The sequence below is a fragment of the Lysinibacillus sp. NPDC096212 genome (assembly GCF_044763105.1).
GTDB lineage: Bacteria > Bacillota > Bacilli > Bacillales_A > Planococcaceae > Lysinibacillus.
This window is the reverse complement of the sequence record NZ_JBIWFQ010000006.1, coordinates 88057-104952: the sequence shown is the minus strand read 5'-3', so window position 1 is coordinate 104952 and position 16896 is coordinate 88057. Positions and strand designations below refer to the sequence as shown.

Genomic DNA, 16896 nt, shown 5'->3' with positions numbered 1-16896 from the left:
TATCAATCTAGTAAATCATCTTCATTTCCCGTTTCATCGACTTCATCCATACTCATCTGACCAGATGGCACCGATACACTACCATCTCCATCAACATTATATTCAATACCATCATGCTCTTCCTCAAATTCTTCAATGCTCATTTGGCTTTGTTCAAGAGAAAGTTTTACATTGAAACCTGCCTTCGGATATAGTTTAATAGTTTTTTCTTCACTGTCACCCTTAGCTTCAAATTTTAGTACGACTTTCTTGCTGTCTCGTTGAATGGACTTAAACTCTGCAGACAGTTTAACATCTCCAATTTCAATTATTACAATGCTGCCTGCCATATTAATTAATTCAGATTTATACTGAACATCGTCCCCTAAGATATGAAACTCTAAAACTTCCTTCTTATCGTCTTTCTGGATCTTTTTAAATAGGACATCTAATTGAACATTAGCCATTTTTCACACTCTCCATTTCAATATTTTTATTTCCTAATATCGATTTGACTACTTCTACTTGGTAAGAAGGGCAATCAATAAATTTCGTTCTATCAAACTGGTACATATTTCTTGCAATTTGAGCTAAAATATATGCATCTACAACGTTGTCACTTTTATGTGAAAAGCCATAGTGATCTTTTACTGCTTTCATAACGGCTTTTTTCTTTTCTACACCAGTAAGGCGTTTTTTGTTCCCAACCTCACCAGTGAAGCCTGTTACACCTACGAATTTCTTAACAGCATTAGGTGCAACTTCGTAGTATTTAAAGCCTCGTCTAGTTAGTGACATTCGCATACCCCAACCAATCCCACCAAGTTGTATGCCTTGCTGTGTTGCAAATCCAAATCCTTCTACAGTAATGATGTCGCCTTTTTGCATGTGGGCCATAACTTCGTCAATAAGGGTAATCATGCGTAGAGGATCTTTATCGCCTACCCCTGTTAATTCTTTAGCTCTAAGCACCTGGCCACTTTCATCAAGTGCGACAAATCCCGTTTTAGTTGAAGGGTCTATTCCTAAAAATCGCATTTACCTTCCTCCTACCTTTCAACGAACTTAATTAAATATTTTTAAATTTGAAACTTCTTCTAGTAGTTGAACGTATAAACCGTATTACAAAAAACTAAAGCGAGGTAATGATAATGTTCAACACAACTGAGTTAGTTGACAAATTAGGTTATGAAAAATGGGTTATTAATGAATCTTTACTTACTGTAAAACAAGCAAATGGCACTGTATCAGATAGAACCATCCAATTTAAAATTGACGGACTGATAAACCACTCGTTTATGATAAAGGATAGTATGGGATCAAACAAAAGTGTTAGTATACTAGAAAAATTAAGTCCTCTTGTTTTTGTAACATCCTATAAAATTCTTGATATGATTTTCGAATGGATACTAAAAGAAAATTGCGGCAGAGTCCCGTGGCAGTTTGCCCAGAAAATCAATCTGTACAACGAATTAAAACAAAATTCCAATTTACGTTTACCAGAATTAATACAAGATGAACAAGAGCTCTTGGACATATTGTTTTTACTTTATGAGCAATTGACTGTTTATCGAAATCAAATCATTCATGGTTCATGGGGCTCAATCATCAATAATGGCGATTTATCATTTTCATTTACAAAATCTGATGTACTCTATGAAAAGGAAATTTCATTTAAGGAAATTTTAAATTTTTCTGAAGCTGTTACATTGTTTGCAAATGAATTAACGACACCGTCACAAAATAGTCCATTTGTATTCACAACTACAAAATATTTACTAGATAAAATACCGAACTTACACTTTGGAACATTATTTGATGTTCATAAACCCTTCCATTATAAGGTTGAATATGAAGCGAATGAGATAAAAATTGTTGATGTACAAAAAATTAATGATCATCTCCAACATCAATCTTACAATTACCCTTACTCATTTGAGTTAATTGTAATTTCCCCCCAAAAAAGATGGGCATTCCCTTGGAGTTACCTGAAAGATGTAACTAAAGAAATAAACTTAGATTCCCAAATGGATCAATATAGCATATAGTAATATTCTTTGCGCCTTAAAAATTAATTGAGGCGCATTACTTTTAATTAAGCTCCACAAACTTCTGTTTCCACCCCATAAACAGCAACTTAAATTCATTTATGCCAATATCTCGACCTTTGGCAAAAAACTGTTGAATGACTTTTCCTTGTGGCATTTTGTCAGCTGGATCGTGCCATAAAAATTCCACAACGTCAGCGTCTTGCTCAATGGAAGATGATTCTTTTAAGTGTGACAGCTGAGGCTTTTTAACATTGTCGCTTTCCCTGGTCATTTGCGATAACATCATGAAGCAACAATTCATATCACGCGCTATTTGCTTGGCAGTAGTCGTTACATTGCCAATAGCTTGCGCCCTGGTCTCGTTTTTCCGTTGGGGAATCTTCATAATTTGCAGGTAGTCCACCGCAATCATGGCAATTTGTCCGTATCGCTTTTTAAAACGCCTTGCTGTGGCCCTCACTTCCTCGATTGTTACACCCGATGAATCCTGTACAAAGATTGGTAACTTTTCTAACTCTTTATAAGCATGCTCTATAACACCAAGCTCTTCTGGATTTAGGTCTTTGTTTTTAATACGGCCATATTGAATGCCTGTTGAATTTGAAATCATCCGATCAAACAATTGGTACTTGTCCATTTCTTGTGACCAAATTAATACAGGACCACTTTTGGCAACCCCCATAATTCTTTGAAGCAGCATAGCTGTTTTACCAACACTAGGACGTCCAGCACTAACAAACAACCAACCTCTCCAAAGACCGTGCGCCCATTTGTCATATAGTTTAAATTCAGTTGGAATAAATTCAGCTCGTTTTAAAAGATGTTCAAAATAGCCTTGCCGTGTATCTTTCAAACTTTGCATTTTTCCATCATCTTCGGGCCTTACTTCTGAGGCTAGTTTTTCAATTTCTGCAAAATAATCATCATCCGTTTCAAAATCCTCATGTACAAGATTCATAATTTTTTGCCCTATATCTGTTCCGCGGCGCCTTATTGCCCTCGAACGAACAATATTGGCATATGAAACAACATTCACTGCAGTAGGACACGAAACAGCTAATTCAGCTAAATAGGAAATACTTACTTCTTCCATCTTGTTATGCTTCATGTACAGTTCAGTAACGGTTGTAATGTCAATAGGTTGGTTTCTATCATCCAACCATTTCATTACTCTGAAAATTTGTTGGTGGCGTGCGCTAATAAAATCCCTTGCTTCAAGGAAAACAATGTCATCAATTACACTTGGTTCAAGAAATATTGCACCTAACACCGATTGCTCGGCTTCAAGTTCATATTCAGTTGCTCCAATCAAAGTCATTTGGATCATTCCCGTCTTGTATCCAACGCTGGAACTCTATTTCTTTATCTCTTGGGTCATATTGCGGTTTTTGTTTTGGTTGAACAAGTTTCTTTTCAGCATTCATTTTTATTGCTAGTTCCATAAACTTATCTCTAAGTTTTTTTGCTGATAAAACATTGGTGCGCCAAAATGAATCTTGTGTCACCCAATCCATGACTTGTTTAGCCAGGTGCTTATCAACCTGATCTATTTCAATAAGCTTTCGCATATCATCAGCCCAGGTTTGCATGTTAGACTTTTTAATCAAATGAGAAATTCCAGCCTCATTTGCAACTGCAGCCACTTTCTCATGAAAGTAGACTGCCATTTTGTAATAAGTATTTTCTTCATCGTATTTTAGCTTTTTAACTTGCTTAGTTTGATCAGGGATTTTAGGAACTACCTCTTTGGATGGCAGCTGTTCATCCCACTCGTTATATTTTTTATTAAATCCCATGATTCTCGCTCCTTTTGAACCAATCCCAATAACTGAGATTATGTTTCTGTCAATCAATGCTGCCAGTTCTCTATTTATTTGGGTTCTATTAGCATTGATTGCTTTTGCTAAAAAGCTTGTGGACATTTCATTCGTTTTACGTTGAAAACCATACGTATATCTCCAAATGGCCAATACCAAACGGAATTGTGTGCCATTGAGATTGGTCTTCATGATATGATCGAAGATTTCATTGGCAATCCGTGTATGCCCATTTTTGAGTTGTGGACTTGCCATGATCACTCACCCTATTCATGCTTTCAATTGGCTATGGATGTACTTACTAATTTCTTTTGCAAATATTTCAATGTCCTGACGTTCATCTTCGCCCTGGTAAAGTCTGCTTAGCCACTCATCGATAAGGTTTGCAACAGCTGCTAAAATATTTTGTAGCTTCATGATTTCAATTTGTCGTTTCAGCTCATCATTTTCTTTTTTTAACAATTCCAAAGCAGCTAGAATCAAAGTATATGGATGCATTAAATGACCTCCAATTCATAGTGCATACCTGAATGGTATCCTTTTTTCAATAACTCTCTTTTGACGGTCATTTCTGCAAGCATAGGAAGGTTGTTATTGCTACTTAAATGAGTTAGATAGATTCGTTCGCTTTTACCTTGTACAAGCTCAGAAAGTGCAACTGCTGTTTGCTCATTGGATAAGTGACCAATATGGCTCAATATCCTAGCTTTCACGCTGTTTGGGTAAGTAGACACTTCTACCATTCTCGGTTCATGATTGGCTTCAATAATATAAATATCTGATCCTTTCATGTGCTGCAGCATTTCTTTATCCACCTTGCCAGTATCTAAGCAGATAGAAGCTTTAAAATTATCTAAAGTTCTTACAACATATCCCCTCGGATCGATTGCATCGTGATGAACTTTAAAGTCAGTTACTAGAAAGTCATCACAACCAAAAAGACCACCAACACCAATTTGTCTAATTAATTCATCTTCAACACAAGTGATGTTTTTCCATTCACGTTCACCGGCATAAACGGGAATTTTGTATTTATTGGCCAAGGGTAGACCTTTAATATGGTCACTATGTGCATGTGTGACAAATATTGCTTTAACACTACTTGGTGTTATGCCCACTTCCAATAACCGTTTCTCTATCTTTGTTTTGGCAATACCTGCATCGATTAGAATGGTAGTTTCATTGGTTGTTAAAGCTATACAGTTTCCACTTGAACCACTTGCTAAGATGTCAACTTTCATTTTCTACCCTCCAATTCCTTATGGCACCGTGAGCATATTTCTAGCCCACGGTACAAGTTGTATTCATTTTCATTCATTTCTCGCCCACACAGCTTACAATCCTTATTTCTCTCATAAACTATTGTTTGTGGTAGTTTCATAATTTTTACTCGAGTAAATCGTCATTATTGCTTGTCTGTGTTGTAAGCATTTCAATATTTAAATCTAGCAATTCAATCAAGCCAACCATTTCAGCCTCTGTTGCTGTCTCAGGGTCGATATTAGGGGCATTTTTATCCAGGTATTCTTTCAAAGCCTTTTTCGTTTTAATGCCGAGTTGTTTTAACTTAGTGTTAATTACCTCGCGTAATTCGTCAGCGCGGGTTAATACATGCTGTTCAACTGGCGGCTCTAACTGTTCTTGATTAGGTGTAATATCCTTCCGTGCTTGCGTAACCGGTTGCGGTACATCATTTTGTGTAATCGTTACATCTTCAAATGACAATCCATATTGTTTTTTCAATGCACGTTGCTGAACATGTTTGCCAAACATGTCACTTGTCCATTTGTTCCAGTTATCTTTGTTTTGACCTGTGAACATATGAGACACTTCATCAATGTCCATAATGACTGTAACTGGTGGATAGCCGTCACGATAAGCAACTGAATAGGCGCCAATAATCTTCCCACGTGGGAAGCCGATTTCATGTTGAACCACTTCCATTTGCTTTGTTTCTTTATTCATTGCGATTTTAAATTCATCGTTCTCATGTACCATTTGTGTATCAGGTGGTATAAAACCTTCCTGTTCGCGCGCTTTAGAAAGATAAGCCTCAGCCGCAAATTGAATGCGTGCTTGACTACCATATTTGATGAAGAAAATCTCATTTTTGAATGGGTCTAAGCCATATGATGCCGCCTTGTGAGCGAATAACAGAAATTCTTGATCATTAGCTGTAGGTGCAATCGAGTTGCGAATGACCTCTAATACTGCAGGTTGAAAAGCTTCTGTAATTTCAGGTGTTAAAGTTGGTAGGTTTCTGTTCATAATTAACGTGCCTCCGTAAATTTATTTAGGCCATTTTTGACCTGTTTTTTCATGCTTTCATATGCTTTGCTGTAGAGTTCGTCTTCATTTTGCCCAGGCTCTACAGAAATAGTTACTGCAGCATCTACTTTCACATTTTCAAAGTTTCCTAGGTTTTTGGTATATGTGTAGCCTACTGTGATTTCTTTAACAATCATCCTTGACTACCTCCCTCATACTCAATTGTGTTTTGCAGATTTTGCAGGAGCTGAGGTATATTTAAACGTTTCAACATATCGGCATGTAATTGTTGCTGTAAATTTTCTTCTAAGTTTTTGATTAGCGACTGCTCTGCTTTTTCTTTAGCGTCACGGATCATATCACTGACTTTTGAGTTTAGTTCTTTAGCGATATACCCTTGTGTTAGATACTCGACAATTGAGTATTTTTTGTCTCCATTATAAGAAGTAGCTTTTCCGTACTGATCTAATGTTTTTTCTTTCATTGCGTTTTCAAATTTATTGCCAACATATTCAGATAAGGACATATATTCAATTTCTGAACCCCATGAACTTTTTTTGATTGGAATTTTGATACTAGCTATGTTATCTTTCATAATTTTTGTGATAAATTCATCAGCAATAGAATCTACTTTTTCAGTAATAACAGAAGAAAGTTGTTGTTCCATTTTTTCTTCTAACTTTTTTGTTAAACGACTTTGTATACCTGAAATAATTTGTCGTTTAATTTCATCATCCAATGTCATTTCTTCATCTAGCCAATCTAATTCCACTTCGACAGTAAATTTCGCCATTACTTTTCCATCCCTTCAATTTGTAATTCTTGCCCTTCAACAACTTTGGTGATTATGAGTTGTCCATTTGGTTCTTGGAATTTGGTAATTGTTTCACCATTGTCTACAAAGCAAGGTGCAATTACACCACTTTGCGTTGAGAGTACATCACGCACTTCAAGACCAGCCCTTGTTTTTTCGCTAAAAGATAATTGTGAATAATCTATTCCATCCATTTGGACAACAAAAGTCGCGCTTTCTTCATCTTTTGTTTTCAATTCTGCAAACAATTTAATTGTTAGATTTGTGAACAAGTCTTGCACTTTCTTAACTTGTAATTCTGCTTCTTTGGTTTCAAAATCTTTAATGGCATCTAGGATAAAAATGGACTCATTAAGTGATTCAAGTGTTTCTTTTTCATTTGCTTCTGCAGCAATAACTTGTTCCTCTAAGCCCTTATACTGTTTATGCTTAGAAATCTCGTATTCTATTGGATTTATCTTCGCTTGAAGTAAACGTGCTTTTTCCAATTGCTCCGATACATCCACATATTCAAGTGTTTTAAGTTCTTCCTCCAACGCCTTTCGTTCATCTACAACTTCTTGGAATTTCAACTTTACTTGTTGAATACGTTGCTCTTTATCTACCTCTACAGCATTGATAGCTTCATCTTGTAACGTTTGGTGACAAACACGGCAAGTATCTTGTATTGGTTCGCTTTTGAGCTGATTAAAGGTTTCTTTGATATGATCACGCTCTGTTGTCAAAACATGAATTTTGCTATGAAGCCTGTTTATTCGGCCATTTGTATCCTGTGCCTTATCTGTCACTTCTTCTATAGCGTTTCGTTCTTTAACAAGCTGTTTCAATTCCACATTTAGCGAGTCTAATGGAACTGTTGGAGCATTTTGTTCTAACTGCTCTCGTAACGTCTTTGTGCGACTCTTAGCAGCGATATATTGTTCATTTAATTTGTTCTTATTTTTTTTGTGAATCTCTCCCAAATCTCTCAAAGAGTACTTTTTAACCAACACTGATAACTTGTCTGATTGTGGCTTAGGCAGCTCTTTTAATACCTCTTTATTTGCAGGTGCAGTCGTGTATTTTAAGATCATTTGACGCTGCTGTTTCCAATTAAATGTGAAAAAGTAATTTGGACTAAACAATGACAAAAATAAATGTTTGTCAAATAGCTTCTCTACAACCTCTTTAAATTCGGTAGCTTTTGAGGGAACTTCATTAACATAGAACTTATTGCTCCCTTTATCGATTTCACGACTCAGTAGTAAATCTTCTCCATCAACGCTTAAATGTAGTGTTACTAACGTATTATCTGCCTGATACGTTTTCGGTGATGGTTCTAATTTGCCACCTAATAAACCGAAGCCGTATAATAGCCATGTAACAGCTTCACCAATGGAGCTTTTACCTTTTGTATTATCCGCAAGGATCTTAGTCAGGTCGCCAAACTTAACTTCGAGATCCTTGTGGCTTTTAAAATTCTGCAAGTTTAATTGAATGAATTTAATTTCCACTATTTTTACCTCATTTCGTGATATATTGACTGTATAATTTTTAATATCGGAGCTCGAACCGTTGCAGCGGTATAGGGCTCTTATTTTTTTGCCATCACTATAGTTCCTCGTTGCCATTCGGTTACAAACTCATGAAACTCCCAACCTTTGTTTACTAGATTGTTAGCTACAAAGTAATCGCCTAGGACTTCTAAAAGACAATCGTTCATGTTCTTCACCTACTTGGATTGCTCAATTTCAGCAATTAATTTTTGGGCACCATCTGGACTTAGAACTAATTTGCCACCTAGTAAACTGATATTATTGTCTGAGACTTCACCAGTAACAGCACACGTCATGTTAGCCATGTATTTTTTGAGAATAATTCGATCACCATCGATAAAGATTTCTAAAGAATCCTTTTCTCCAATTCCTAATGTTCTGCGTAACTCGATTGGAATAACCACACGACCTAAATCATCTACTTTGCGTACAATACCTGTTGATTTCATTTTGTCTTCTCCTTTCGTTTAAGAGCTCCCATTTTGCCGTAAATATCAGCAATAATTAATCCCGTTTTAGTGAGCTCAGGATCCTGTTGGAATAATTTATTTTGATTCATCCTAGCTAATTGTGCTTGAGTAATTAACTGCAAATTTTCAATCGAAATATTAAGTTTGTTTCGATCAAGAAAAATCAACACATGACCTTTTGGTATCGGTCCATTTACTTTTTCCCATATCACTTTGTGCTTATGTCTCCAACGATGATGCCAAGCACCCGTGTCAGAAACTTTAATCAATACATAGCCATCACGGTCAATACGCTCAGTACCTACAGGTTTGTAGTTCTTTGGTTTGTTACCTTTTTTAAACGATGTTTTATTTATTTGACCAGGAAATTTTTTACCCTTATTAGCAGGTGAACTGCCTTTCTCAAAATATCCAGTACGACCACTAGTAATATTGTGATTTTTTAAGCAAGCTGTTAATTGTCTAAGATTGATATTTAATTGAAAATGTTGATTGAATAAAACCAATAAATCGTTTTGACTATTTGACGGATAATGCTCACGTAAAAATTCTTTTTGCTCATGCGTCCAGGTATGTCGCAATAACCTCACCCTTCCAACATTTTTGGTTTGTGAAGATCTTTTGATTTGTACTCAGTATGAAACTTTTGAGCTTGTAAAACTAATGTGCCATTTGAAATAATTTGATTTGCCACGCTTGTAACAGCCTTCGCTCTTTCGATTTCCTCTGCCAATTTGTCACCATCTAAATCTTCATCACTCAATCGCTCGAGCTGTGTAAACAAATGATTGTTTAAATCACCTAATGTGTTTCTCATCCTATCTCACCACCTTTTAAAGCTACATAAACTTTCTGAGCATACGCGACTTGTTGCTTAATGTATGGATCAGTTTCTTTCCCACCACTTGCTAGCCAGTCACCTATACGCTGTTTAACATCTGACAGAACGTTTAAAGGTAATTCGCAAGCAATTTGGTGTAATTCATACAGTGGGCTAACAACGTTTGTTAAAACTTGACCAACTAATTCAACTGGTACTGGTTTAATTTTCATTGTATTAACCTCCCACTCGTTTATTTAAAGCAGCCTGTTTATCCTTATCCGACATTGCATTCCACTCTGCTACTTTGATTTTCATTTAGTTCACCACCTTTTCTTTTTGTTTCGCTTGTTCTGCTAATATACGAGGTATTGATGTCTGCATGAAAAACTCTTTCATACGTTTGTATGTGTCTGGCGGAATCTCCGGTGGTTTAACTGGTTGTATTTTTAATCATCTCCTTCTTTCGATTTTTAACGTTGCTACCGTCACATAAGCTATAAGTCCGAATACTATACCGTCATTGGCTCGGTATCACAGCGCACTTTACTTTTAATCTAGTTCAGTTCCCTATATTGACATTTCGGCACCATTCTATACACAAATTCTCTCATTCGTTTCCATTTCGGCAACATTAATAGTAAAAAAAATCACAATATTTTCTCGTTCAATTCCAAACTTATTTGTAATTAAAGAAAATTCATCAACATCAATTGGTAATTTTCCGTTTTCTTTTTTTGAATACGTCCCTTTTGATACACCCAAAACTTCGCCCATTTCTTGTACTGTCAAACCTCGTGCGACTCTTTCAGCTTTTAAACGATTATGGTTGAATTTCATATTTTCACCTCCAACATTTGTTAACCAAATAATAGCACCGATGTTTCCATTCAGTCAACAAAAATATATTAATAGATTAAAAACAATACTTAATTCCTCCTATTGTTTCCTATAAGGAAACGTGATAGTATATTTATAAAGGAGGTGCTATTAATTGAAATCCATAGAAGTAGCTAAGAGAATAGAGAAAATTGCAGAAGAAAAAGGAATCAGCGGTGCTGAACTCGCACGAAGGATGGGAACAGATAGAAGTACCATTACAAGATATTATAAGGGTATCCGTAAAATATCTATGGAAGAGATACCGAAGTTTGCTGAAGTATTAGAAGTAGATGTGATAGAGTTACTTTTTGGACCTGATATTAAAAACAATAATATTGTAAGCGAAGAAAAAGTTGCTGTTCCTATTCTAGGAAAAATAGCTTGTGGTGAACCTATTTTAGCTAAAGAGAATATAGAAAACTATATTTATAAACCAGCAGATAGTTTACCAAGTGGAGATGTCTTTGCATTACAAGCTAAGGGTGACAGTATGGAGCCAACAATACCTGATGGCGCAATCGTTCTTTTACGAGTTCAACCAGATGTCGAAAATGGTGAAATTGCAGCTGTACTAGTAAACGGTGACGAAGAAGCAACACTTAAAAGAGTTAAAAAACAAGGTGATACCGTTTTCTTAATGCCGGAGAATCCTAAATACGCTCCTTATATCGTTGACGAAAATAACCCAGCACGAATTATTGGTAAAGCAATAAGTTACGAAATGCTACTTTAATTACAAAACGTTTTGAAATTAAAAAGTTAAGAGCAGACTCATCCGTCTTGCTCTTTTCTTATATACAAAGAGGTGAGAAATATGGTAGTAGGTTTATATGTACGAGTGAGTACACTTGAACAAGCTAATGAAGGTTATTCTATTGCAGCGCAAAAAGAAAGTTTAGTAGCATATTGTAAAGCTCAAGGTTGGTCAGATTATAAATTTTATGTAGATGAGGGTGTATCAGCAAAAGATACTAAAAGACCAAAATTACAACTGCTATTAGAAGATATTAAACAACAAAAAATCAGTATTATTTTAGTGTATCGACTTGATCGTTTCACCCGTTCTGTACGTGATTTACATCAGATGCTCGACTTACTAGAAGAGTACAATTGTAAATTCCGTTCTGCCACTGAAGTTTACGATACAACCACAGCGATGGGCAGAATGTTCATTGGACTCGTTGCTCTATTAGCCCAATGGGAGACGGAAAATTTGTCAGAAAGGATTATCATGGCATTAGATGAAAAAGCAGCAGATGGTGAATGGTCAGGTCAACCACCATACGGGTACGATGTAGATAAAGATGATAAATTAGTGAAAAATGACAAAGGTAAATACGTGATTGATATTATAAATAAATTAGAAGTTGGATGCTCTTACAATAGCATAAGTAACCATTACAAAGTCATAGATCAGAGTAGAGGCTGGAGTGCTAATGCGGTATTACGCATAGCAAGAAATCCCGCATTATATGGAGCATCAAGGCGAAAAGGAGAGATACGAGAAGGCACACACGAAGGTTATATTACAAAAGAGCGTTTCCTACGATTACAAAAGATGCTTGATGATAGAGGGAAGCAATTTAGAAAAGATATTGAAAGCACAGGTATTTTCAGTGGCATTTTAGTTTGTCCTAATGATGAATGCGGGCATAGATTAGTGGCTACAAGATTTATAAGAAAACGCGCTAACGGTTCAGAAAGAGTTGGTTACACTTATAGATGTAATTACTGTTCAAAAAATAAACGGGCTCAAAAAAGACCTGGCGAAAGATATTTTATCGAGGGACTTACAGAATACTTGAAAAATATTAATTTCACTGATTTAGAAGCGCCTGAGCCAGTCCACCATATCGAAACAGAAGAAATTATACAGCAAATCAAACAAGTAGAACAACAAAGATTGAAGTATCAACGTGGATGGGCTGCTGACCATATCGACGACGCTGAATTTGAAGAACTTATGCATGATACTAAAATTGTCCTCAATAAACTACAGAAACAATTAGATGATTATGAAGAGCCCGAAAAAGTTGATATAGATGCTATAAAGAATGTTGTAGTCACATTCAATAATTGTTTTACACAGTTAAATCAAGATGAAAAAAGTGAATTCGTACAACGCTTTATACGAAAAATTGAGTATCGTTACGAAGATCGCCCTCCAACAAGCAAAAAACATAAAAAAGGGCGACCTAAAATCATCATAACCAATTTAGAATTTTATTGACTAATTTACTTGTACTCTTATGACAAAATCAGTTGCACCTGTGAAACATAAAAGTCCTTGTTGATGTTTCACTAGTTCCATTAACAACTCTGCTACATATTTGGAATAGGATAAGGAAGTAAGTGGGAATGCATGATTTTGTAAAAGTAGCCGGATAATTAGGCTTTCTTTTAAAAATACTGAGGGAAGTGTAGAAACACGAAAGGCATATTGATCTTGTTCCATAGCTTTTTGGAAGGAGCCGCTTTGGGGTTTGCGTCGCTCGCTAATATCTAATGCCGCTAAAAATTTATAAAAGGAAATCATTCGTTCCGCAAGCCCGTTTGGTAATTCACCTGCTTGGAGTAGCTTATCATATTTTCGAAAATAAATACGATATTGTTCACGTTCTGGAACTAATAATAAATCTGATGCATCGAAATGGTAGGCTTTTAGTAAAAGTTGCTCACATTTTTGCTCAACAACCGTTTCAAAATTTTGCATATTCGCACCCCTCTTCTGGTTCATTCGAATATGACCGCTCTATTCGTTATTTCCTAGTATAGATAGGAAACGATCACGAGAAAAGCCCTTTTCTTAAAATAATAATTTGCTATAAAATTTCCTGCCAAACATGTTTTTTGCTATAAAAATGTGGATAACATGCAAATTTCCACTAAATATGAACATAATCTTATGAAAAAGTTAATATTTATGTCTAAAGGAACTGTATCTTTTTCAATAATGCAATATAATAGAATTAACATGATTTTTTTCCTACACTTGGTAGAACAGCTAAAATTTCAAAAAATACATAGAGGTGAAGCAAATGATCAATCCATTAAAAATTACTAGTACATTGGCCGATGAAACTAGATACTCTATTTATGAGTACATTCTGCAAGAGAAGAAAACTGTAACGGTCCAAAATATCGCTGATAGATTCGGCATCCATCCAAATGTTGCACGTCTACATTTAACAAAACTCTCAGAAATTAATATAATTACAGCTGATTTTGCCAAAACTGGGAAAGGTGGTAGACCCGGGCGTGTTTATAAGGCCTCAGATAAAGGTGTATCATTAACGTTCCCGAGACGTGATGAAGATCGACTATTAAAATGGACAATCCAATTAATTCAAGAATTCGGACCATCTGCATTAGAAAAATGCAAGGATATAAGCTACCAAGACGGCTACCAACAAATGAAGAATTATGTAAATGCTGAGTTACAATTAAATAATACCCTTTCCTTCGAACAAAAGCTTCAACTATTAACTGACAATGCAGCATTAATTGGCTATATTCCGCATGTACAACAAACAGAGCATGGTAAAAGTGTGACTTTCTCCATTTATAATTGTCCATTCCAGGAGCAGCTTTCTACCCATTCAGAAATTGTTTGTTCTTTACATGAATCCTATTTAAAGGGACAGGTTGATGCTTTATATGCAAGCAATGAATTTGTACAATTTGATAGCATGATACATAATTGCGATTTATGTAAGTATGAAATAAAAGTGACAGAAATTGATAGTTAATTTTTAAATATCCAATTGTTTGTCACAAAGAAGAAGAAGTTCCAGTTTACAGATACCTTTCATATCATTTATAATGAGTAAGAGATTATTGTGTCGTGGGCAAAAGGAGGGGAAATCTTCATGGATAATATGTATAAAGTTATGGCATTCTGGACAGGTATTTTTGCAGTCATGTTCTACCTTGGTGGTATGAACGAAGTATCGCTATTATTCGTAGGTAATACAGGTTTATTCTTATTATTAGGCTTCTTAAACCTTTCAGAACGTATGTACATGTACATTTTCGGAGCATATTTAACTGTGTTCTTTGCTGGCTTCACGTACTATACAACATTTATTCACGTACCTGGTGGCGGTCATTAATACAAAGAAAAACGCGTGTCTCACCAAAAGTGAGACATGCTTTTTTTATGTAAACTTATTCACCAAATGCATGATCATATATCAAGACATAGTAAAATCCCCCTTTGCAATTACATGGTTAGATTTTGGTTATTTTATCTATCCAACGAATTGCAAGGGGGATTTTTGTATTTTATGAAGTTAATTTAGGCTTTAATTTAATCAATTATGCCTCGGCATAATTGCGTCCGGAGGCTTTAAAACGGAAATCAACCCACGCTATGACGAAGAGCCATTTTTAACTATCGCCTAACCTTAAAAACCATTCAAGAAAGGATTTGTCTCCATTTCTGCACCGACCGTTGTATAATTGCCATGCCCAGGGTAGATAATAGTATCCTCAGGTAGTGTCAATAGCTTATCATGAATGGATGTAAGTAATGTTTTTGTCGAGCCTCCAAGTAAATCTGTACGACCTACACTTTGTTCAAATAGTGTATCTCCAACAATAGCGAAGCCATCATTTTCAAATATATATGAAATACTACCTGGTGAATGTCCTGGCGTAAAAGTAGCTTTAAAATAAAAATCACTTATTTCAAATAGCTGTTCTTTTTTAATAATATTATCTTCAGCTGGGGCACCAACAGTATAATCTGGTAATGCTGCGTATTTACTAGAGCCATTTTTTGTTGGATCTCCTAACCAGCTTACTTCTTTTTCATGAATCCATACTGGAACATTAAAAGCCTCTCGGACGGCATCCACGGCACCGATATGGTCGAAATGTGCATGTGTTAAAAAGATGGCTAGTGGTTTTAGATTGTTACTGCGAATAGCCTTGATGATGCGATCTGCTTCTTCTCCTGGATCAAATATTAAGCATTCCTTGTTTTTATTCGATACGATATAACAATTCGTTTGGACGGGTCCAAGTGAATAACTTCGTACGTTTATCATTGTTATCACCTCTATTTCAATTATACAGCCTTTGCCACAATTTGACGATAAATGTTCATAGTTTAGTCTATATTAGTTCTCGACAAAAACAGGTAGAACGTTTACAATTAAGGAGGAATATTGTTTACGACATTCATTTTCTGATGTCGAAAGGAGTGTCAATTTCTAATGAACTTATTAATGGTTATTTTTGGTCTAGTTGCTATTTTAGCTGTAGTTGGTACATTCCAAGCACTTAAAGAAAAGAATCTTTTAAGCGTTGTTTTCAACTTATTAAGTGCTGCAGTATTCGGTTGGTTCGTAATTATGACTGTTATTAATAGCGGATATCCACCAAAATTACACTAAAATTTAGACAGAAAAAAGAGCAGCCTCCATTCGAGGCTGCTCTTTTTCTATCGTTTTAATTTCACTATTCTTCGCTTCTACTTTGTAGCGATTTGCGGCTAATTGCTTAAAAGCTTTTGTATTTTGAAATGCCTCTTGTTCGGCATGTGTATCCGACTTAATTGTGACAGAATACGTTTTACTTTTTGCGCCTTCTTTATAACAGCCCTCTCTCATTGGACATACTTGCATTTTTCAATATCAAAATAATATGTCTGACTTCAACTCTTACTCGTTCCTTTTTTACCCGTACGTGTTTTTCTTGTCGCGAGATGGCTGGCCTTACAAACAAACATTCCAGCATCTTTATTAAACTCAAACTTGTCTTCTTCTTTTCGTGGTCCTTGTGTAAGAATAGGATTCAACTTTGCCACAAGGGCGATTTTCTCTTCTTTAGTATATTCGATATTTGCCTTTTCAGAGTAAGCTGCGTCTCCAATAACTGTATTAATTTTCATACCTGCTTGTGTGCTTTTTTCAATTAATTCTTGAAGATATTTCCATCGCTTTTTTCACCTGTTGTAATGGACAGCCGCTGTAATAATACGTTCATCACTCATCGCGATATGTGTCTTGTACCCAAAGAAAGAAGATTCCACCGTCTTATGCCCTTTTCGAGCATCCGCATCAGAAAAGTAATTTAGATGTTCTTGAAAATCTTCTACGACTTCTTTTAAGACATTCAACTTCTCTTTGACAGCCGGTATTTGTGCAATTTGTGGTTCCTTTTCAATGACTGAAATGACTCCCTTACAGTAAGCTAATTGATCCTTCACAAAGGAAGCGTGACTAAAATAATAGTATGATACATTGCGTTGTTTG

General features: G+C 35.7%; 24 protein-coding genes and 1 pseudogene. 6 read left to right on the top strand and 19 right to left on the bottom strand.

The window, feature by feature from the left end:
* Positions 1-2 precede the first annotated feature (2 nt).
* Together ACIQ7T_RS08280 and ACIQ7T_RS08275 are read right to left on the bottom strand one after the other, a co-directional pair.
* A complete protein-coding gene (locus tag ACIQ7T_RS08280; RefSeq protein WP_402869666.1) occupies positions 3-446 on the bottom strand; it encodes a hypothetical protein in 444 nt (147 codons plus the stop codon).
* On the bottom strand, positions 439-1017 hold the full coding sequence (locus ACIQ7T_RS08275; protein ID WP_402869664.1) for a hypothetical protein: 579 nt from the start codon (positions 1015-1017) through the stop codon (positions 439-441). Before ACIQ7T_RS08275 ends, ACIQ7T_RS08280 begins: the two co-directional genes overlap by 8 nt.
* A gap of 113 nt (positions 1018-1130) precedes the next feature.
* Between ACIQ7T_RS08275 and ACIQ7T_RS08270 the strand changes: the two genes are divergently transcribed.
* On the top strand, positions 1131-2027 hold the full coding sequence (locus tag ACIQ7T_RS08270) for a hypothetical protein (RefSeq protein WP_402869662.1): 897 nt from the start codon (positions 1131-1133) through the stop codon (positions 2025-2027).
* A 43-nt stretch (positions 2028-2070) separates the two neighbouring features.
* Here the strand turns inward: ACIQ7T_RS08270 and ACIQ7T_RS08265 are convergent, their stop codons facing one another.
* The 14 genes from ACIQ7T_RS08265 to ACIQ7T_RS08200 all read right to left on the bottom strand — a co-directional run bounded on the left by ACIQ7T_RS08265 (position 2071) and on the right by ACIQ7T_RS08200 (position 10594).
* Positions 2071-3348, bottom strand: coding sequence for a replicative DNA helicase (locus tag ACIQ7T_RS08265; RefSeq protein WP_402869660.1), 1278 nt, complete (start codon positions 3346-3348; stop codon positions 2071-2073).
* The gene (locus tag ACIQ7T_RS08260; protein ID WP_402869658.1) at positions 3326-4102 is read right to left on the bottom strand and encodes a replication protein; all 777 of its coding nucleotides are present in this window, start codon (positions 4100-4102) and stop codon (positions 3326-3328) included. Before ACIQ7T_RS08260 ends, ACIQ7T_RS08265 begins: the two co-directional genes overlap by 23 nt.
* Positions 4103-4117: 15 nt before the next feature.
* Positions 4118-4345: a hypothetical protein gene (locus ACIQ7T_RS08255; protein ID WP_402869656.1), complete on the bottom strand. Its 228-nt coding sequence runs from the start codon at positions 4343-4345 to the stop codon at positions 4118-4120.
* Complete coding sequence (locus ACIQ7T_RS08250) at positions 4345-5088, bottom strand: MBL fold metallo-hydrolase (RefSeq protein WP_402869654.1); 744 nt, start codon at positions 5086-5088, stop codon at positions 4345-4347. The genes ACIQ7T_RS08255 and ACIQ7T_RS08250 overlap by 1 nt, the downstream gene beginning before the upstream one ends.
* 145 nt (positions 5089-5233) lie before the next feature.
* A complete protein-coding gene (locus tag ACIQ7T_RS08245) occupies positions 5234-6115 on the bottom strand; it encodes a RecT family recombinase (protein ID WP_402869652.1) in 882 nt (293 codons plus the stop codon).
* Positions 6116-6117: 2 nt separating this feature from the next.
* Positions 6118-6312, bottom strand: coding sequence for a hypothetical protein (locus ACIQ7T_RS08240; protein WP_402869650.1), 195 nt, complete (start codon positions 6310-6312; stop codon positions 6118-6120).
* Positions 6309-6908 carry a hypothetical protein gene (locus ACIQ7T_RS08235; protein ID WP_402869648.1) on the bottom strand — a complete coding sequence of 200 codons (600 nt, stop codon included), beginning with the start codon at positions 6906-6908 and terminating at the stop codon, positions 6309-6311. Before ACIQ7T_RS08235 ends, ACIQ7T_RS08240 begins: the two co-directional genes overlap by 4 nt.
* Complete coding sequence (locus ACIQ7T_RS08230) at positions 6908-8422, bottom strand: ATPase (RefSeq protein ID WP_402869646.1); 1515 nt, start codon at positions 8420-8422, stop codon at positions 6908-6910. The genes ACIQ7T_RS08235 and ACIQ7T_RS08230 overlap by 1 nt, the downstream gene beginning before the upstream one ends.
* A gap of 80 nt (positions 8423-8502) precedes the next feature.
* Positions 8503-8631, bottom strand: coding sequence for a hypothetical protein (locus tag ACIQ7T_RS08225; RefSeq protein ID WP_402869644.1), 129 nt, complete (start codon positions 8629-8631; stop codon positions 8503-8505).
* A gap of 9 nt (positions 8632-8640) precedes the next feature.
* Positions 8641-8913 carry a transition state genes transcriptional regulator AbrB gene (locus tag ACIQ7T_RS08220; protein ID WP_402869642.1) on the bottom strand — a complete coding sequence of 91 codons (273 nt, stop codon included), beginning with the start codon at positions 8911-8913 and terminating at the stop codon, positions 8641-8643.
* On the bottom strand, positions 8910-9524 hold the full coding sequence (locus tag ACIQ7T_RS08215) for an HNH endonuclease signature motif containing protein (protein ID WP_402869640.1): 615 nt from the start codon (positions 9522-9524) through the stop codon (positions 8910-8912). The genes ACIQ7T_RS08220 and ACIQ7T_RS08215 overlap by 4 nt, the downstream gene beginning before the upstream one ends.
* Positions 9521-9751: a hypothetical protein gene (locus ACIQ7T_RS08210; protein ID WP_402869638.1), complete on the bottom strand. Its 231-nt coding sequence runs from the start codon at positions 9749-9751 to the stop codon at positions 9521-9523. The genes ACIQ7T_RS08215 and ACIQ7T_RS08210 overlap by 4 nt, the downstream gene beginning before the upstream one ends.
* Positions 9748-9987, bottom strand: coding sequence for a DUF6877 family protein (locus ACIQ7T_RS08205; RefSeq protein ID WP_402869636.1), 240 nt, complete (start codon positions 9985-9987; stop codon positions 9748-9750). Before ACIQ7T_RS08205 ends, ACIQ7T_RS08210 begins: the two co-directional genes overlap by 4 nt.
* A 361-nt stretch (positions 9988-10348) precedes the next feature.
* A complete protein-coding gene (locus ACIQ7T_RS08200) occupies positions 10349-10594 on the bottom strand; it encodes a helix-turn-helix domain-containing protein (RefSeq protein ID WP_402869634.1) in 246 nt (81 codons plus the stop codon).
* Positions 10595-10748: 154 nt separating this feature from the next.
* Between ACIQ7T_RS08200 and ACIQ7T_RS08195 the strand changes: the two genes are divergently transcribed.
* Together ACIQ7T_RS08195 and ACIQ7T_RS08190 are read left to right on the top strand one after the other, a co-directional pair.
* Positions 10749-11369, top strand: coding sequence for a LexA family protein (locus ACIQ7T_RS08195; protein ID WP_402869632.1), 621 nt, complete (start codon positions 10749-10751; stop codon positions 11367-11369).
* 81 nt (positions 11370-11450) lie between these two features.
* A complete protein-coding gene (locus ACIQ7T_RS08190) occupies positions 11451-12866 on the top strand; it encodes a recombinase family protein (protein ID WP_402869630.1) in 1416 nt (471 codons plus the stop codon).
* Here ACIQ7T_RS08190 and ACIQ7T_RS08185 read toward each other — a convergent pair whose 3' ends face one another.
* Positions 12867-13349 (bottom strand): ATPase, T2SS/T4P/T4SS family, encoded by a 483-nt coding sequence (locus ACIQ7T_RS08185; RefSeq protein WP_402869628.1) that lies wholly within the window; start codon positions 13347-13349, stop codon positions 12867-12869. It lies immediately after the preceding gene.
* 325 nt (positions 13350-13674) lie between these two features.
* Between ACIQ7T_RS08185 and ACIQ7T_RS08180 the strand changes: the two genes are divergently transcribed.
* Positions 13675-14385, top strand: coding sequence for a helix-turn-helix transcriptional regulator (locus ACIQ7T_RS08180; protein ID WP_370080495.1), 711 nt, complete (start codon positions 13675-13677; stop codon positions 14383-14385).
* A gap of 120 nt (positions 14386-14505) precedes the next feature.
* Positions 14506-14748 carry a DUF2626 family protein gene (locus ACIQ7T_RS08175; RefSeq protein WP_024361272.1) on the top strand — a complete coding sequence of 81 codons (243 nt, stop codon included), beginning with the start codon at positions 14506-14508 and terminating at the stop codon, positions 14746-14748.
* Positions 14749-15042: 294 nt separating this feature from the next.
* Here ACIQ7T_RS08175 and ACIQ7T_RS08170 read toward each other — a convergent pair whose 3' ends face one another.
* A complete protein-coding gene (locus tag ACIQ7T_RS08170; protein WP_370080493.1) occupies positions 15043-15687 on the bottom strand; it encodes an MBL fold metallo-hydrolase in 645 nt (214 codons plus the stop codon).
* Between the two features lie 168 nt (positions 15688-15855).
* Between ACIQ7T_RS08170 and ACIQ7T_RS08165 the strand changes: the two genes are divergently transcribed.
* Positions 15856-16035, top strand: a complete 180-nt coding sequence (locus tag ACIQ7T_RS08165; protein WP_132356740.1) for a DUF2759 domain-containing protein — start codon at positions 15856-15858, stop codon at positions 16033-16035.
* 54 nt (positions 16036-16089) lie between these two features.
* Here the strand turns inward: ACIQ7T_RS08165 and ACIQ7T_RS08160 are convergent.
* Positions 16090-16850: pseudogene (locus ACIQ7T_RS08160) on the bottom strand (transposase); the annotation flags it as partial.
* Positions 16851-16896 lie beyond the last annotated feature (46 nt).